Source organism: Enterococcus sp. BSD2780061688st2 D3, assembly GCF_005844145.1.
GTDB classification, from domain to species: domain Bacteria; phylum Bacillota; class Bacilli; order Lactobacillales; family Enterococcaceae; genus Enterococcus_B; species Enterococcus_B durans.
In genome coordinates, this window is the sequence record NZ_SPHN01000013.1 from 39,134 (window position 1) to 56,901 (window position 17,768).

The following is a 17,768-nucleotide window of genomic DNA, read 5'->3' on the forward strand; positions in this document are numbered from 1 at the left end:
TCTAGCTAAAAGAAATCATCTCTTCGTAAAGTCCATTTGATTTCTGCTATTTTAAGAATTGTCTTTTTTTGATTTTCTTTCAGTTTTTTACTATTTCAGCGTTAGTGCGTTCAAAGCAACAACTACTGTACTTAGTGACATCAATACTGCACCCACTGCGGGACTTAAAATAATTCCGATTGGGGCTAAGATTCCCGCTGCTAAAGGAATAGCAACAATGTTGTAACCGGCACCCCACCAAAGATTCTGGATCATTTTTCTTCTTGTTTGTTTTGCCAATTCCAAGAAATGTAAAATATCTTTAGGGTCACTGTTTGTCAACACAACATCTGCCGAATCAATCGCGATATCCGTCCCAGCACCAATCGCCATTCCGATCGTGGCACGTGCCAAGCTAGGAGCATCATTGATCCCATCACCAACCATGATCACTTTTTTGCCTTTATCAAGATATTGTTGCACGATTGCTTCTTTGTCATCAGGTAACAATCCACCATAATAATTCTCGATACCCAAATATTCTGCTACTGCCTGTGCGGCTTTTTGATTATCGCCAGTCAACATGACAGGCGTGATGTTCTTTTCTTTAAGGGCTTGGATAAATTGTTTTGCTTCTGGTTTTATCACATCACCTAGTGCAATGATTGCCGCCAGTTGTTCTCCAATAATCAAATAACTTATTGTATTTCCTTGTTCTTCATAAGGTTTTACTCGGCTTGCATCAACTGATAACCCCAAGCGCTTCACTTCTTTTTCATTGACGATCTTCACTTTTTGGTCTTCAACATCTGCTTCTAGACCAACACCGCTTAGATTTTTTTGGTTCAACGCTTCATATGGGGCAATATCCTTTTCTTTTAGATAGTTCATGATACCAATCGCTAACGGATGGTTGGCTGCGGATTCCAAAGCACCAATGTATTTCAGCAATTCTTCTTTTGTATAGTTGTCAGTTAACACTTCGAGACCTGTCACTGTAAATTTGCCTTGAGTCAATGTCCCTGTTTTATCCAGCATGATGACATCTAAGTCATTGGCTTGTTCCAATGCATTGCGATTTTTTAAAAGCAAGCCATTTTTGGCTGCAATCGAGGTAGAACGAGCGACTACTAAAGGTATCGCTAATCCTAACGCATGTGGACAAGCAATAATGAACACCGTAACCATTCGTTCTAGCGCATCTGGTAAATTCTCTAAGAATAACCAAGCAATAAAAGCCAAGATACCGGCGACTAATGCAACATAAAAGAGCCATTTGGCTACTTTATCTGATAATGATTCTAGCTTAGATTTTTCACCTTGGGCTTTTCGTACCATGTCCATGACTTTCGCTAAATAACCATTTTCGCCAGTTCCTGTTACAGTGATTTCAATCGTACCATCACCATTGATCGATCCACCAATAACTTGGTCGTCTACGTTTTTCTTCACGCCTCTAGATTCACCAGTAACCGCAGATTCGTCCACGATCGTTTCACCTTTTACGATCGTACCATCTGTTGGCATCTTATCTCCGGCACGAACGATCAGATGATCCCCCTCTTTTACTTCTTTGAGAGAGACAGTTTCTTCTGTACCGTCTTTTTTCAGACGTTTAACAGACTCAGGAAGTAATTCAGCTAATTTCTGCAATGCATTACTAGCATTTGAAACAGCGTTCATTTCGATCCAATGCCCCAACAACATGATGACGATCAATGTGGCTAATTCCCAGAAGAAGTCCATTACATGTGCTTGCGGATTGATCAGATTTGCGACAAATGAATAGACACTATATACATATGCAACAGTGATCCCCATAGCAATCAAGGTCATCATTGCAGGACTTTTTTGTTGGAGTTCCATTTTCGCACCACTTAAAAATGGTTGTCCGCCGTATACAAAAAGGATTGTCGCAAGAACTAGAACTACCCATTCTGACCCAGGAAATGTAATTTGGAAGGGAAATTCCATTCCCATCATCGGTGAAAAGAGAATGATGGGAATAGCTAAAATAAGCGATAACCAAAATTTTTGTTTGAAATTCCCCATGTGCATGGAATGGTCCATTCCGCCCATACTTCCATGATCCATGTGATCGTGATCCATCATTCCGTGGTTCATATTTCCATGGTCCATTTGTCCATGGTTCATATTTTTATGGTTCATGTGTTCATGGTCCATACCTTCATGGTTCATGTGTTCATGGTCCATTTCTCCATGGTCCATACCTTCATGATTCATGTGTTCATGGTTCATACCTTCATGATTCATATGATCATGTCCCATTTGTCCATGATCCATTTCTTCATTATCCATACCTTCATGGTTCATGTGATCATGTCCCATTTGTCCATGATCCATTTCTTCATTATCCATACCTTCATGGTTCATGTGGCCATGATCCATTTCTCTATGCTCATGTTGTTCATTAGAAACCTGTTTTTCTGGATGTGTTGTTTTTTCTTTCATCTTTACCCTATCCTTTCTTCGAATGTGTCATCCTCCGATTCAAACTTAGGGAGTTTAGCAAAACACTTACAGAACTAAAGGCCATGGCGCCACCTGCAATGATAGGATTCAAAAAGCCGAGTGCGGCAAATGGAATGCCGATCGTATTATAAATAAATGCCCAAAATAGATTTTGCTTGATCTTCTTCAAAGTGGCTGTCGAAAGAGCAATCGTCTGGCTGATCGAAGTCAAATGACTATTCATCAAAGTGACATCCGCAGCTTCCATTGCGATGTCCGTCCCACTTCCCATAGCGATCCCTACATCTGCAAGAGCTAACGCTGGCGCATCGTTGATCCCATCACCGACCATTCCAACTTTTTCTCCTTTTTTCTGAAGGCTCTCAACGTAGTTCGCTTTGTCTTCCGGTAACACTTCTGCGAAAATATGTGCTGGATCGATTCCAACTTGTTTACCGATTGCTTGAGCTGCAAGTTGATTGTCTCCTGTCAGCATGTAAACTGCGACACCATTGTTCTGTAACTGTGCGATTGCCTGTTTGGCGTCATCTTTGATTTGATCCGATACAGCGATCAAACCAAGGACTTTTTTGTCATTTGCCAAGAACATGACTGTTTTTCCCTGTCCTTCTAATTCTAACGCTTGTTCTTGAAATTCATCAAATGAAAGGGTCATTTCTTCCAACCGCTTTCTGGTACCGGCAAAATAAAACTGTCCATTGATTTTTCCACTGATGCCAGCTCCTGGATGGGCAGTGAAATCTGTGATTGGCTCAGCGATCATCCCTTGGGTTTCTCCGTAAGCGACGATTGCTTTACCTAAAGGATGTTCAGAAGCATATTCTAATGAATAAAAGAGCGAAGCTACTTCTTCGTTCCCCACAACATCTGTCACTTCTGGCGTACCGCGAGTGATCGTGCCTGTTTTATCTAAGATGATACTGCTCAAATGTGCCGCTGCTTCTAATGCTCCGCCGCCTTTGATCAAAATCCCATTGCGAGCGCCGACTCCTGTACCTACCATGATCGCTGTAGGTGTAGCTAGACCAAGCGCACATGGACAGGCGATCACTAAAACTGAGACACTATGGATCACGGCAAGTTGCCAGTCATTGGTCATAAATCCAGTAATCAGTAACGTTAACACTGCAAGCACTAAAACAATCGGTACGAATATCCCTGAGATCCTATCAGCGATCTTTTGGATGGGTGCTTTGCTTCCTTGAGCATCTTCGACCATTTGAATGATCTGTGCCAAAACTGTTTGTTTCCCAATTTGAGAAACTTCCATTTGGATCAAACCATTTGTATTGATCGTTCCTCCAAAGATAGAGTCATTTTCCTTTTTCTCCACTGGAACACTTTCGCCTGTCAGCATACTTTCATCGATGGCACTAGTCCCTGAAATAATCTTTCCATCTGTCGGTATCTGTTCCCCTGGACGGATCACTAGGATATCTGATAGATTGACTTCATCAATTGAGATTGTTTGTTCCTGTCCATCTCTTAACACTTGAGCCGTCTTTGTCTGTAACGACATCAACTGTTTGATCGCGTCACCTGTTTTGCTTTTCGCTGTATGTTCTAAATATTTACCTAACAATATCAGCGTAATGATCATACTGCTGCTTTCAAAATATAAATCGGTGGAATGACTTGGAAAAAAGCCATTGTAGACACTTAAAGCAAAAGCCGCAGTCGTTCCGATCGCGACTAAGACATCCATATTTGGTGCCTTTGTTTTCAATGCATGATAGGCACCTTTATAAAAACGCCATCCCACATAAAATTGGACTGGAATAGCTAAGATAAGTTGAACGATTGGACGATGAAAAAAGTGGACGATCTCACTATTGTTCCCTAACATCATCGCGATCATTGCCAACATTAGCGGCAACGTCAATACTGCACTGAAAATCAGGTCAAATTTCATTTTCTTGCGATAAGCCGTTTTTTCTTCCGCAATCTTTTGTTTATGCGCATCATCGTACAAGATTGCTCCATACCCGATATTTTCGACACTGCGAATCAGTTTTTCTGTTGACGTTTCTTTATAGGTCACACTAGCTTTTTCGGTAGCTAAATTAACAGTTGCAGATACAACACCCGGTTGCTCTTTCAATTCTTTCTCGATTCGAGCAGAGCAATTCGCACAGGTCATCCCTGTGATAACAAATGTATCCATTTTTGTTTGGGCATCCATCAAATCACCTCAGATTGATAGCCTAATGCATTGATCGTCTGGCAGATTTTTTCCGATTGGATTTTTTCTTCATCATATTTCACGATCCCATTTTCTTTTTTTAAATTGACTTTTATCTTTTTTACACCATCAAGTGAATGAACGGCTTCTTCCACACGTTCGACACAATGGTTACAACTCATTCCTTTAATTGAAAGTTCTTGTTTCATCATTTATTCCTCCTTATTGATGTTCCTTACAATGGCATTGGCCAGGGATACAGTTGCATGCAACGGATGCGACTGGCTGTTTTTTATTTAATTGGTCTAAGATCATCTCGATATCTTCTTGCGTCAAGGTTGCTTCTTCCACTAAGTCAGCAATCGTTGCCCCGATCCTTTTTGCGCAGATATGGGAAAAAAGATTCTCGGTTGCACTGCGAACCGTTTCCGTCTCCGAAACGGCAGGATGATAAATAAATTTTTTCCCTTCTTGTTCTGTCCAGACCGCTTCTTTTTTCACCAGACGCCCCAACAAAGTTTTTACTGTGGCTGCTTTCCATTCCATGGATTCTGCGAGTATCTGCGTGATTTCTTGTGCTGTCGATTGACCAAGGGTCCAGATGACTCGCATGATCTCCCACTCAGAGTCACTGATCTTGATTGGGGAAGTTACTTCTTTCATCTCATCACTCTTCCTTTCTGTTTACAGATGTAAACTTAAGTACGGATATAGATTACAACTGTAAACGAAAAATGTCAAATGGTTTCTCCTATTATTTGCTCAATTTCTTTAAAAATGCTGTTTGCTCCCGTTTGTTGTGCAAAATAATCAATTTTTCGCTTGCACCTAGTTGATCAATACGATTCAATAACCGCGGTTCATTTTTTTTCTTATAATGTAAAACAAATGAGAGAAATTCTATATATTCGCTATCTAGTTTTTCACTAAAGGTGTGAGGCATATCTGGTCTTGTTGCTTTGTTTCTTTTTCTTTTGATACTTCTTAAAATCACTCGGTAGATTGCGAGGAGTGTGGGGACTTTTAGTAATATGATCTGATCTGCTTCTTCGATTCTCTCTGTCGCTGTACCGGTATAGTTGCCTTCGATGATCCATGATTCATTTTCAGCCATGAATTTTATTTGTTCTGCTTTGAACCATTCTGCAGCCTCGTCACTGTAATCTGTGGTATGCCATAACAAGTCTAGTGGTAACAGAGGACTATGTGTGATCGTTTGCATCTTCCTTGCTAGTGTAGATTTCCCAGCACCGCTTTGACCGATAATCATTCGCTTCATTTACTCTCCCCATTTCATTCATCTTTTTTTCTATCTTACCATAGGAAAAAAGAGAGGCAAGGCATCCTTATGCCTTGTCTCTCTTTATCCGTATAAACGTTTTGTTCTTATTTTCAGCTTATTTCCTGTTCTTTCAAACGATTGGATATTTTTCTCCATCCATGAATAGACTCACGTTCTGTTCATCATACTTGAGTAACAGGTTCTTCTACTTTATTTTTATCTCTACGTGCAATTGCAGGTAAGATCATTCCTAATAAAATCAAAATGATCGGTGTCACGACGTTTGAGACCAACTGGAACCACCATGCTTTTGGATCAGCTGCATATTCGACTTTTGGTACCATTCCCAAAATACAAGCAAATGCAGTGAATGCAAAACACCAAGCGCCAAAAATAAAGCCGATTTTTGGATTTTTAACAAACTTATATTCAGAAGTGAATTTCTTATACGCTTTATTCAACATCATATAAGCTAAGAATACCCATAAATAACGCATTGGCATGACTACTGAATTCAGGTTCGTCAACCATTTGACTAGTTCATTCATATCCTTGATCCCAACGATCGGTAGTAAGATGATGATACCGACTAAAATCCCAGTTAATAAATAGCCGTTGACTAGTGTTCCTTTGCGGTTACGTTTGCGCAACCAATTAGGTACAAAGTTTGGATCAGCATCAGCTAATAAGATTTTTAGTGGCGCATCGATCGAAAAGGCTAATGCAGAAATCTGGCCGACCATATTTGTCAATGCGTAAATGATCATCAATACATTTCCTATACCATAATAATTCCCAAGGATCTGGAATGCACTATATGCACCATTTGCCATCAGATCTTTAGGGATATTGTCACTAGCAAAGAGCATCCCCATCGCTACTGAACCTAAGACCGCACACACGCCGACCATTGCCGCTAAAAAGATCATCCCTTTTGGAAATTCTTTTGCAGGGTTACGTGTTGAATTGACATATGGAGAAATTTTTTCTGCTCCGCCAACCGCAAATACTAACATCGAAACTGTCGTGAAATAGCTAAAGTCAAATGTAGGGATGTATGTTTTGACTTCATTCATATGAGGAGTCGCAAACTCCATTGTTGGATTGATGAATGGTGCTGTAACAGCGAGCAAGATGAATAATAAAGACATCACGAACATAGCTGTACCAGCCAAACCACCAATCACTTTTAGTGTTGATAGTCCTTTTGTTGAAAGATAAAGGAAGGCTAAGAAAATGATCAACGAGATGACCGCCACCATTTGGACTGACATCGTATTGACGATATTGCCATTTCCTTCAACTGCCCAACCAGCTGCAATCAAGATTGCTTGTGGTTTTTGTGCCAAATAAGGAATATGGACGACCCAATAAGTCCAAGCAGCATAATACGCCAATCGTTTATTCGAGGTCGTATTCTCTACCCAAGAGCTGACGCCCCCTTTGCTATCTTTGAAGGCGGAGCCAAGTTGTCCAACAATTAAGGCATAGGGGATAAAATAAATAGCAAGAATCAATAACCAAGAGGTAACAACGGAAATCCCTTGTTGCGCATAATTGTTGACTACATTCCCCATACCCCACACCATGTTGAATGCAATTAAAGCCACGGTAAACCAACGTAATTGTTTATCGTTCATTTGTTCTCTCCTTTTTGATTTTAATAGGTAAAACTAACATCCACATGTAATCATAATAAAACTCTTACATTTTTACAATATAATGTTATTTTAATTGTGGATTATTTTAGCAATTACACATTTTTATTACATCTTATTATCATTTTTCGAGGTAAAACCCTTTTAAAAAGGCACATTTTATGAAAAAAGCTTTCCTTTTTTATAGAATATTCTGAAAAAATTAAATCAGTGAAGTTATTTTAATAGTTTTTTATCAAAACAGTTGCTATGTGTTTTTTCTGACATGAGCGCAACAAAAAAACCTCTATTTGATCGAGAAGACTCGAAAAAATAAAGGCTTTTTTATCCGTAAGTGGCTAGGTATTATTTAACCCGTAAACATCTCATTGCATTTAAAACGGCTAAGACAGTCACGCCAACATCCGCAAAAACAGCATCACCCATTGAAGCGATTCCGAATGCACCTAATAATAGAACAAGCACTTTGACACCAATGGCAAAGAGGATATTTTGTTTGACGATTTTCAACGTTTTTCTAGATAAGCGAATTGCATCAACGATTTTCGAGGGTTCGTCATTCATGATGACCACATCTGCCGCTTCGATTGCTGCATCACTTCCCAAACCACCCATAGCAATTCCAACATCTGCTCTCGCCAAAACAGGTGCATCATTGATTCCATCACCGACAAATGCGGTTTGTTGTGTTGCATTCTCCATGATATTTTCTAATTTTTCGACCTTGTCTTGTGGCAGTAATTCACTGTATACCTTATCTATCCCAAGTTTGTGTCCGATATGATCGGCAATATTTTGGGCATCCCCAGTGAGCATCACCGTTTGTTTGATCCCTACTTGTTTTAGTTTGCGCAATGCTTCTTGCGCATCAGGTTTCACTGTATCTGCAATCACCAAATAACCGACAAATTCACCATCCAGCGCTACATATAAAAGGGTACCAACTTCTTCACTCTTCGTGCTCTTGATCTGGTATCTTTCCATTAACTTGTGATTACCGACCAAAACAAGTTTTCCACCTATCTGCGCCTTGATTCCTTCTCCTGCCACTTCTTCTATTTCTTCTACTGGCAATAATGAACCTTCATAAGCAGATAAAACAGCTTGTGCAATGGGATGGGTAGATAATTGTTCAGCACTTGCTACGTATTGCATAAATTGTGTTTTCCCAAGAGTTGTTTCTAATTTTTGAACAGAAAAATCACCTTTTGTCAAAGTCCCGGTTTTATCAAAAACAATTGTATCTGTGTGGGCCAATAATTCTAAATAATTCCCACCTTTTACCAATACCCCAATTTTACTTGCGCCACCGATTCCGCCAAAGAAGCTTAATGGGACAGAAATCACTAACGCACAAGGGCAAGAAATCACTAGGAAAGTCAACGCGCGATAGATCCAATCAGAAAATTCTGCCCCAGAGATCACAAGGGGTGGAACGACAGCAAGTACTAAAGCTAACCCTACGACGATCGGTGTATAGTAGCGAGCAAATTTCGTGATGAAGTTTTCTGCTGGTGCTTTTTTACTGCTTGCGTTTTCAACTAATTCCAATAGTTTACTAATCGTAGAATTCTCATACGTCTTTTCGACCTTGATCACTAATGGCTGATTTTTATTGATAAATCCACTTAAAACAGTTTCTCCAGCAAACACTTCTTTAGGTACAGACTCTCCAGTCAGTGCCGAGGTATCAACTAATGATTGGCCTGTAAGGATCGTTCCGTCTAGTGGCACACGTTCGCCAGGTTTGACTAATACTTGCTCTCCAATCACTACATCTTCGGGTTGCTTTGTTATCAACCCGTTTTCTGTTTGGACATGGGCAACTTCTGGACGGATCGCCATCAATTCACGAATCGATTTTCTCGATTGGTTCACTGCAAATCCTTGGAAGTATTCACCAACTTGATAAAACAGCATAACTGCAACTGCTTCTGGATATTCTCCGATCAGCATTGCTCCGATAGTCGCAATCGCCATCAAAAAATTCTCATCAAAAATTTGTCCTTTGATTATGTTCCCGACTGCCCGTTTGATGATATCAAATCCAATGACTAAGTATATCAACAAAAATCCGATAAATTTGATTGGTTCAGCTGGTGACCACAGGAACAAAATCAGCAAGCCGATAGCAGAAAGGATGATACGTAGCAATGCACGTTTTTCATGGTCATCTTTTTCTCCCTGAACTTCTTGCTTTTTCTTGGTAATCTCTTTCATCGAAACATCTGGTTCTACTTCTTTTACGACTCTTTTCGTTTCGTTTTCAATTGTTGCTAAATCTTTATCACTCGCTTCGATCGTCAGTTTACATGTCGTAAAATTGACAGTCGCTTGCTTTACTCCTTTGATTTCATTCACTTTTTTCTCGATTTTCATCGCGCAATTGGCACAATCTAATCCATCTAAATAATAACTCTTCATTTTCCTCACTCCTCGCTTTTACATATGAGTAACTCTTCATAAGTGATTATATATGAATGAACACTCATGTGTCAAATGGAAAATGTCCTTTTAGAGAAGTGAACAAAAATATTTTTCAGATTTTATCTTTTTTCAAAAAAAATGACCATTTCTGAATATCAAACTATCTATTCAAAAAAGAATATGACGTTCAAAGTAAATCAATAAAAAAATCAGCGATCTTTCTTTTCTTTGCTGCAAGTAGCCAGTATTTGATAAATTCAGTTTGGACCTTTTCTTCTTCTTCGATTGCGATAAACACTTTTTCAACTAGCTTCCCAGAACGCATCCCCACTGTTTTGTCTATTTGAAAGGCCTGACCGAAGGCAATCAGCTTTGGTGTCCCATTTGACTGTCTCACTTCAGCCACTACAGAGATCCGAGTAGGATTTTGGAGATCATACTCCTTTATTTTTACAGTAGGTACTCCTTTGGCAGTTTTAAAAAGCAAGTTGATTTGTTGAAGATCCTCCGCTTTTGCTTCTCGTATTTCCATTTGTTTCACCCTTTATCAAAGATTCACTAACATTTCAGGTACGACAAACTCTAACCAACTTTGAGCAATGATCTCATGTCCGGCAAGTGTAGGATGTACGCCATCTTCTCCTGTATATTTACTGAATCCTTGAGTAATTCCCAACGCATTCAGTTTTCCATCTAAGGGAACAAACACCAGATGGTATTCTTCCGCTAACCTACGAATGATCTGTATTTTCGGATCAAGGTCCTTGCGCCAAGTCTGACGATCAAGTGGCTCTGGTAATACAAAAGGCTCCATTAGTACAACCTGCTTTATCCCTTTCTCCAACAATTTTTCGATCATGTAACGGTAATCTTCTTCAAACATCGCCATTGATTGCTCCGTTGCAAACGTGGTTGGATCATTCACATTATGCCACGTATCATTGATACCGATAAGAATCGAAACGATATCTGGTTCAAGGTCCAAACAGTCTGTGTCAAAACGTGCTCGTAGATCAGCAATCTTATTTCCATTGATGCCTTTATTAAGAACATCAAATTCGATAGTCGGAAACTGTGTGCTCAATCGTTTTGCTACCAACAATGGATAACCATTACCTAAATCCTTTGAGTCATTATATTCTCTGCCACAATCAGTAATACTATCACCAATAAATAAAATACGTTTTTTCAAATTACTTTCCTCCTATTGTGTCTATTTATGCTTTCTTTCTTGTGTATGATCAATCAGCAACTTTTCAGGATTGGGTTCCCTCCTTAACGTATTCGCTTACATTCGTATAAAAGAAAAAACACAGCATCTAAAGCTTAGATTTCACTCGGGAACAATAAGCAATATTGAGAATGTGTCTTTTCATTCCTATTCCAACATGCTGTTTGCAATTGCTCTTTTTTTGCTGTCTGCACTAAAATAACTCTACAGATTTTTCTTCCAAACTTCCATGCTTCGATTAGATTTTTGCATTATCGTTACGTTTAACTTGTTAATCAGGCGTAGCCATTCATTTTGACTATCTTACACCAACACAATCGTATTATACCATCATTTTCCAGAGACAAATATGCAATTCTTTTTTTCAACTATTTTACTTCTTCGTACTTGGCCATTTCATTGAGAGACAGTTTGATTTTTGCTATCTATGAGGAATATGTCAATACTAAAAAAGGCCCCACAAACATTCATCATGAATGTTCGTGGAATCCTTCTTTGGGTTTAGCGATTGCTTTTCCTGTTGCTTCTAGCACTTCACTGTATCAAAACCGAAGCATGTATCTCTAGGACAGCTAGCTGTTTTTCTATGGATAAATACGATTCAATAAACGTGGGAATGGGATTGCTTCACGTACATGATCAATACCGGCAATCCAAGTCACCGTACGTTCCAAACCTAGTCCAAATCCAGAATGGGGAACAGAACCATATTTACGTAGATCAAGATACCAAGAATATTCGTTTTCATCTAATCCATGGTTTCTGATTTGTTCTAATAAAAATTCGTAATCCGTTGCCCGTTCACTACCACCGATGATTTCGCCATAACCTTCTGGAGCAATCATGTCGGCACAAATAACAACATCATCTCTGGTTGGATGTGGCTTCATGTAGAAAGGTTTGATTGCTTTCGGATAGTTCAAAATAAAGACAGGTTGTTCAAACGAATTTGCGATGAATGTTTCGTGTGGTGAACCAAAGTCATCGCCCCACTCGATGTCATCGAAACCGTTTTTCTTCAATAATTCGATTGCATCATCGTATGAGATACGTGGGAATGGTAATTTTGTATAAGTTTTCAGTACTTCTTTGTCTCTTTCCAAGACATCTAACGCATAGTCACAGTGATCAAGAACATTTTGCACTAAGAAAGCGACATATTGTTCTTGGACTTCTAGACTTTCTTCCTGATGCATAAATGCCATTTCAGGTTCGATCATCCAGAATTCAATCAAGTGACGACGAGTTTTTGATTTTTCCGCACGGAAAGTTGGTCCGAATGAGAATACTTTCCCAAAAGCCATTGCAGCAGCTTCCATATAAAGCTGTCCGCTTTGAGATAAGTAAGCTTTTTGATCAAAATAGTTTGTTTCAAATAGATCCGTTGTTCCTTCGGGTGCAGAACCAGTCAAAATCGGTGGATCGATTTTAACAAAATGATGATCATTGAAAAATTCATACGTTGCACGAATGATTTCATTTCTGATTTGCATGATCGCATGCTGTCTTGAAGAACGTAACCATAAATGGCGATGATCCATCAAGAAATCTGTGCCGTGTTCTTTTGGTGTGATAGGGTAATCATGACTTTCACTGACCACTTCAATGTCAGAGATCCCAATTTCGTAACCGAATTTTGAACGGCTATCTTCACGGATTTCACCTGTTATGATGATCGATGTTTCTTGGTGCAAGTTTTTCGCAAGTTGGAAAACTTCTTCTGACACTTCACTTTTTACGACTACTCCTTGGAAATAAGCAGTACCGTCTCTTAATTGTAAAAAGGCGATTTTTCCGCTTGAACGCTTATTGGCTACCCAAGCGCCGATTTTTACTGTTTCTCCCACATGGTTTTTCGAATCGATGATTTGAATTTGTTCCACGTTGACTCTCCTTTATCATTTCCTATTTTTAGGATTAATTTTGACTTTTACTCTCAATGAATCGGGCAATCCGTCTCACTGCGTCTTCTAAGGTTCCTAGATCTGCCGCATAACTCATACGCACATTTTCTGGCGCACCGAACCCTTCACCAGTTACCAAAGCAACGCCAGTTTCTTCTAATAGATCTTCTACCCAGCGAGTGACGTTCTCATATCCGCAAATCGCCATCGTTTGTTTGACATTCGGGAATAAATAAAATGCACCTTGGGGCTTATTGATCGTTACTCCAGGTAAGTTAGAAACAAGCGGATATATGATATTCAAACGCTCTTCAAATGCACTTCTCATTTCCTCTACCGTATCTTGAGTCCCTGTCAAAGCCTCAACTGCCGCGTACTGACTAACTGCAGTTGGATTACTGGTCGACTGTGAAGCAATAGCGATCATTCCATTGATGATCTCTTGATTACCTACAGCATAACCGATCCTCCACCCTGTCATCGCGTATGTTTTTGACACACCATTGATGATGATGGTTTGTTGACGAATTGCTTCTGATATCGTTGCAATTGGAGTAAACTCATTGCCATTATAAACTAATCGTCCATAAATATCATCTGCAACTATCAAAATATCGTTTTTGACAGCCCATTCCCCAATTGCTTGAAGTTCATTTTTCTCATAGATCATTCCTGTCGGATTTGACGGGGAATTGATGATGATTGCTTTCGTTTTTGCTGTGCGTACTTGTTCTAGTTGAGAAACAGTTACTTTAAAGCCATTTCTCTCTTCGCCTTTGACAAATACTGGCTTTCCTTCTGCTAACTTCACTTGTTCTCCATAACTGACCCAATACGGTACCGGAATGATCACTTCATCTGCCGGATTCAAAATGGTTTGGAATAACGCATAAAGTGCAAATTTAGCCCCATCAGTCACAATTGTTTGTGAAGGTGCATAATCGACACCATAATTCTGTTTGAGATAGGCGACGACTGCTTGACGCAATTCAGGGATACCAGCGCTTGGTGTGTAATAACTAGCTTTACCATTTTTGATTGCCTTGATGGCTGCCTCTTGAATGTTTTCTGGCGTAGCAAAATCAGGTTCCCCAACAGTTAAGCTCAAAATATCCCTACCTTGTGCCTTCAACGCTTTCGCTTTTGCTGCTGCTGCCAGCGTAACAGACGGTTCTAGCCGTTGAATTTTTTCTGATAGATTCATCTAACTCATCCTTTACAATTTAGATATCGGTAATTGTTTTTACTTCTTTTCCTGTGTCAAAAGCAATTAGATAATAATTCAATTCATTATGTGAATTTTCTCCTGTGATTTCCCAGACTACTTGATCATCGTACATACCAAGAGTTGCTTTTTCGACTTGGATATCTGGATGAGCATCCGCAATCTTTTGTTTTGCTTCTTTTTCTGTCAGCCCATCTTTTTGAGCTAAAACTTTTACTTTTTCACCCGATTTTGGAATGACGACCACGATTTCCTGGCCTTTATCATTTTTACCTGTCAAAGAGAAATACGTTTTTTTACGTGTGAACCAATAAAAACGATCAACTTCCTTTAGATCGGCATATTTTTCGGCAATCTCAGTCGCTTCTTTTTTCGCCTGCATCATTGGACGACTTGAGCGTAAATAGAAAATCGAACTAAATACGATCACTGCTAACAAAAAAATGATCAAGCCAAGTAAAACGCGGTTGATGATCTTTTCTTTTGCCGTTTTTTTCTTTTTGTTTTTCTTTGGTGATTTTTTCAAGGATCGTCGCTCCTTTTTTTTGTTCGCTATCATTCATTATAGCAGATTTTTGATATGAAAAAAGAATGTCACAGGAAGTTTATTCTTCGTTTTTGTTTAAGAAGTGATGGATGTCATGGCAAATCTCTTCCATGGAGTCTTCCTTGATCGTGATTTTTTTAGGCAAAGCTTGAATGATCCGCGCCCCATATTTAGCAGAAAGCAAGCGCCGATCCAAAATCAGCAGAACCCCGCGGTCTTTTTCTGAACGAATCAAGCGACCTAATGCCTGTCTCAGCTTCAAGGCTGCTTTGGGGACCGACTCCTGATAGAAGGGATTGAGTCCTTCTGATTCAAGATACGCATTTCTAGCCTTTACCATCGGACGCAAAGGATTATCGAAAGGAAGTCGAGTCACTACTACGATTTGTAACGCATCTCCAGGTAGATCGACGCCCTCCCAAAAGCTGTCTGCACCAAACAGTACGCTCATTTCCGATAACGTGAACCGTTTCAAAAGTTTTTGACGACTGCCACCAAAACCTTGTGCCAGAATCTCTCGTCCTTGCTCCAACATAGTCAAATGAATCCGTTGGTACACTTTTTGTAAAATATCATGTGAGGTAAAAAGGACTAAGATCGGACGCTTCTCTTGTGTAATCAACTCCATGAGAGAATTTGCCAAATAGTCAACATACTGCTGACCGCTCACTTGATTGATTGCCGGAGCATCTCTAGGCACATAGACTCTAGCTTGTTGTTCATAATCATAAGGAGAAGCAATCACTTTGAGTGGTGTTCCTTCTATCCCCAAGCGCTTCGCTAGATAGTGCCTATTTGGCCCGACTTTTAATGTGCCACCGATGTATAATATTCTTTCATAGCGAGGATACCAAGCGGTTGTTTCTAATAAAGCTGCCTGGAAATCATGCAAATGAAAAATCGTTTGCTGCGGATTCTTACCGGGTACGAACCAATGAATCAGATTCTCATGCCAATCTTCTAGCCATTTTTCCATAAAAAATCCTTGTTTTTCCATTTGATCAAACAGCTGATAGAAAGTCGCCAAATCGATCCGCATCTGATTCGTCCAACTTTCTTGGATGATTTCTAGACTAAGGCGCATCTGTATCTGCAATTGTTGGATTTCGCGGTAAAACAAATGAAGATGATCAATTGCCATGCTTGCTTCTAATGGAAGCTGATCAAGCATATCTTTGGTGACCATTATTTCTTCTGGATATTCGCCATGAGTCTCCTTAGGTGCAAACTCATTCAATCCTTCTGCCAGAAAAATCTGTGCCTCACATAATGCACTTAATTCATCTCGGTAAATCTCAAGCCAGCGACGCATGTCATGATTCTCCGGCAAATAACTTTGAATGCGGTCAAACAATCGTTCTGGATCTTCAAATTGCTGGATTTGTTTATAAAATTGAGCAATACTTAGCCGCTGGTCGTTCACCTTTTCTGCAATGTCTGGTAAATGATGCGCTTCATCGATCAATAAATAAGGACTTTTCGGAAGTAAAGGTGTTTTCCTTTGTGTCTCTTGGACTAAAAAAGCATGGTTCACAATCAAAAAATTGCTCTGCTGGACTTTTCTTTCTAAGAAACGGACAAAATCTTGTTCATAGAAAGATTGATTACGTGCTAAAAAGTTTGTTCCTCGATGCGCGATCTCTGAGAAAAAGGCATGATTCAGATTCGTCAGATGCAATTCATCTAAATCACCTGTTGTTGTTTGCGTCAACCAGACCAAGACCGACATTTGATAGAGAGCATATTGTTTTTGCTCCTTTGGTGTTGCGAGTGTTGCCTTGAATCGTTGAAGATCGATATAATGCCGGTAACTTTTGATGATAGTCGCTTGGATCGGTTGCTCCAATAACTGATTCAACAAAGGGATATCTTTTTCCATGATCTGCTGTTGTAAAACAAGCGATACTGTACTGATGATCGCTGGTTTTTCTGGTGTTGCCAGATAACTAAGGGGTAAGAGATAGCCGATTGTTTTGCCCATTCCTGTAGCAGCTTCAATCATCAGATTTTTAGACTCATCTTTTGTAAAATGGTCATACACCGCATTCATCAAACGATTCTGCTCTTTTCGATACATCAATGTTTTGCCAAACATCTTCTCTTTGGCCTGTTTCTTCCTTGGATAGACCTTTTTGCCATAATGCACATCTGTATAGAGTTCTACTTCTTTTTTTCGCAAAGCAATGCCATCGATGATTTCCCAGTCTTCCTTCAATCTAGGAGGATTCTCTCGCATTTTATCCGTCACGTGTTGGATGAATCCAGCTGTATCCATTCCTGTCTGCCCGCTTAATTCAATGATTTTTTCTAAAGTGATGATCGGCAGCTGTTGCATACGCTCTTCGATCAGTAAAAGAAGTTGCGCAGTCACTTCTGCATCACTGTCTGCCTGATGAGGATTTTCGTGGACAAAACCTAGACTCTCCGATAAATCAGAAAGACGAAAACTTGGTTCACAAGGCAAGAAAATCTGTGCTAACTCAACGGTATCGATTCCTGGAATCGTTAAAGCTGGTGTATTGCAACGGGTCAATTCTTGGTTAAGAAAATTATAGTCAAAGTATATATTATGTGCGACAAAAATCGTGTCAGCTAATAAATGATAGATTGTTTGTGCAACATCTTCGAAATAAGGCGCTTGCTGCACACGCTGATTTGTAATCCCAGTTAAATGTTGGATTTGTTTAGAAATCTTTCGACCTGGATTAATATCTATCGAAAAACGAGAAGTGATTCGACCACCTTCAATCATGACACACCCAAATTGGATTATTCGATCTTCTTTTGGATTTGTCCCAGTTGTTTCGATATCAACAACTGCATAAGTTTTTGGTTTCAAA

13 protein-coding genes are annotated in these 17,768 nt (G+C 39.6%); all 13 read right to left on the reverse strand.

Annotation, left to right across the window (positions count from 1 at the left end):
- Nucleotides 1–90 precede the first annotated feature (90 nt).
- The 13 genes from copB to FGQ66_RS10910 all read right to left on the reverse strand — a co-directional run bounded on the left by copB (nucleotide 91) and on the right by FGQ66_RS10910 (nucleotide 17,767).
- Nucleotides 91–2,343 carry a copper/silver-translocating P-type ATPase CopB gene (copB, locus tag FGQ66_RS10850; protein WP_375811850.1) on the reverse strand — a complete coding sequence of 751 codons (2,253 nt, stop codon included), beginning with the start codon at nucleotides 2,341–2,343 and terminating at the stop codon, nucleotides 91–93.
- Between the two features lie 115 nt (nucleotides 2,344–2,458).
- Nucleotides 2,459–4,654: a heavy metal translocating P-type ATPase gene (locus tag FGQ66_RS10855; protein WP_138302416.1), complete on the reverse strand. Its 2,196-nt coding sequence runs from the start codon at nucleotides 4,652–4,654 to the stop codon at nucleotides 2,459–2,461.
- Nucleotides 4,654–4,863, reverse strand: coding sequence for a copper chaperone CopZ (gene copZ, locus FGQ66_RS10860; RefSeq protein ID WP_138302441.1), 210 nt, complete (start codon nucleotides 4,861–4,863; stop codon nucleotides 4,654–4,656). Before copZ ends, FGQ66_RS10855 begins: the two co-directional genes overlap by 1 nt.
- A gap of 13 nt (nucleotides 4,864–4,876) precedes the next feature.
- Nucleotides 4,877–5,317, reverse strand: coding sequence for a CopY/TcrY family copper transport repressor (locus tag FGQ66_RS10865; RefSeq protein ID WP_005875576.1), 441 nt, complete (start codon nucleotides 5,315–5,317; stop codon nucleotides 4,877–4,879).
- Between the two features lie 91 nt (nucleotides 5,318–5,408).
- Nucleotides 5,409–5,933: a P-loop NTPase family protein gene (locus FGQ66_RS15225; RefSeq protein ID WP_171024603.1), complete on the reverse strand. Its 525-nt coding sequence runs from the start codon at nucleotides 5,931–5,933 to the stop codon at nucleotides 5,409–5,411.
- A 185-nt stretch (nucleotides 5,934–6,118) separates the two neighbouring features.
- On the reverse strand, nucleotides 6,119–7,576 hold the full coding sequence (locus FGQ66_RS10875; RefSeq protein ID WP_005875573.1) for an APC family permease: 1,458 nt from the start codon (nucleotides 7,574–7,576) through the stop codon (nucleotides 6,119–6,121).
- Between the two features lie 363 nt (nucleotides 7,577–7,939).
- A complete protein-coding gene (locus tag FGQ66_RS10880) occupies nucleotides 7,940–10,018 on the reverse strand; it encodes a heavy metal translocating P-type ATPase (RefSeq protein WP_138302417.1) in 2,079 nt (692 codons plus the stop codon).
- A gap of 190 nt (nucleotides 10,019–10,208) precedes the next feature.
- Nucleotides 10,209–10,553 (reverse strand): hypothetical protein, encoded by a 345-nt coding sequence (locus FGQ66_RS10885; protein WP_138302418.1) that lies wholly within the window; start codon nucleotides 10,551–10,553, stop codon nucleotides 10,209–10,211.
- Between the two features lie 15 nt (nucleotides 10,554–10,568).
- Complete coding sequence (locus FGQ66_RS10890; RefSeq protein WP_138302419.1) at nucleotides 10,569–11,213, reverse strand: SGNH/GDSL hydrolase family protein; 645 nt, start codon at nucleotides 11,211–11,213, stop codon at nucleotides 10,569–10,571.
- A gap of 623 nt (nucleotides 11,214–11,836) precedes the next feature.
- The gene (gene asnS / locus FGQ66_RS10895; protein ID WP_005875563.1) at nucleotides 11,837–13,135 is read right to left on the reverse strand and encodes an asparagine--tRNA ligase; all 1,299 of its coding nucleotides are present in this window, start codon (nucleotides 13,133–13,135) and stop codon (nucleotides 11,837–11,839) included.
- Nucleotides 13,136–13,169: 34 nt separating this feature from the next.
- Nucleotides 13,170–14,360, reverse strand: coding sequence for a pyridoxal phosphate-dependent aminotransferase (locus tag FGQ66_RS10900; protein WP_138302420.1), 1,191 nt, complete (start codon nucleotides 14,358–14,360; stop codon nucleotides 13,170–13,172).
- A gap of 19 nt (nucleotides 14,361–14,379) precedes the next feature.
- Entirely contained in the window at nucleotides 14,380–14,940 is a 561-nt protein-coding gene (locus FGQ66_RS10905; RefSeq protein WP_171024604.1) for a cell wall elongation regulator TseB-like domain-containing protein, read from the reverse strand.
- A 46-nt stretch (nucleotides 14,941–14,986) separates the two neighbouring features.
- On the reverse strand, nucleotides 14,987–17,767 hold the full coding sequence (locus tag FGQ66_RS10910; protein WP_138302421.1) for a helicase C-terminal domain-containing protein: 2,781 nt from the start codon (nucleotides 17,765–17,767) through the stop codon (nucleotides 14,987–14,989).
- Nucleotide 17,768 lies beyond the last annotated feature (1 nt).

Bases quoted from the DNA above. Each gene is read 5' to 3' on its own strand.
- FGQ66_RS10900 (WP_138302420.1), bottom strand. From the start codon at position 14,360: ATGAATCTATCAGAAAAAATTCAACGGCTAGAACCGTCTGTTACGCTG.
- FGQ66_RS10880 (WP_138302417.1), bottom strand. From the start codon at position 10,018: ATGAAGAGTTATTATTTAGATGGATTAGATTGTGCCAATTGCGCGATG.
- copB (WP_375811850.1), bottom strand. From the start codon at position 2,343: ATGGATCATGGACAAATGGGACATGATCACATGAACCATGAAGGTATG.
- copZ (WP_138302441.1), bottom strand. From the start codon at position 4,863: ATGAAACAAGAACTTTCAATTAAAGGAATGAGTTGTAACCATTGTGTC.
- FGQ66_RS10865 (WP_005875576.1), bottom strand. From the start codon at position 5,317: ATGAAAGAAGTAACTTCCCCAATCAAGATCAGTGACTCTGAGTGGGAG.
- FGQ66_RS15225 (WP_171024603.1), bottom strand. From the start codon at position 5,933: ATGAAGCGAATGATTATCGGTCAAAGCGGTGCTGGGAAATCTACACTA.
- FGQ66_RS10875 (WP_005875573.1), bottom strand. From the start codon at position 7,576: ATGAACGATAAACAATTACGTTGGTTTACCGTGGCTTTAATTGCATTC.
- FGQ66_RS10885 (WP_138302418.1), bottom strand. From the start codon at position 10,553: ATGGAAATACGAGAAGCAAAAGCGGAGGATCTTCAACAAATCAACTTG.
- FGQ66_RS10855 (WP_138302416.1), bottom strand. From the start codon at position 4,654: ATGGATGCCCAAACAAAAATGGATACATTTGTTATCACAGGGATGACC.
- FGQ66_RS10905 (WP_171024604.1), bottom strand. From the start codon at position 14,940: ATGATAGCGAACAAAAAAAAGGAGCGACGATCCTTGAAAAAATCACCA.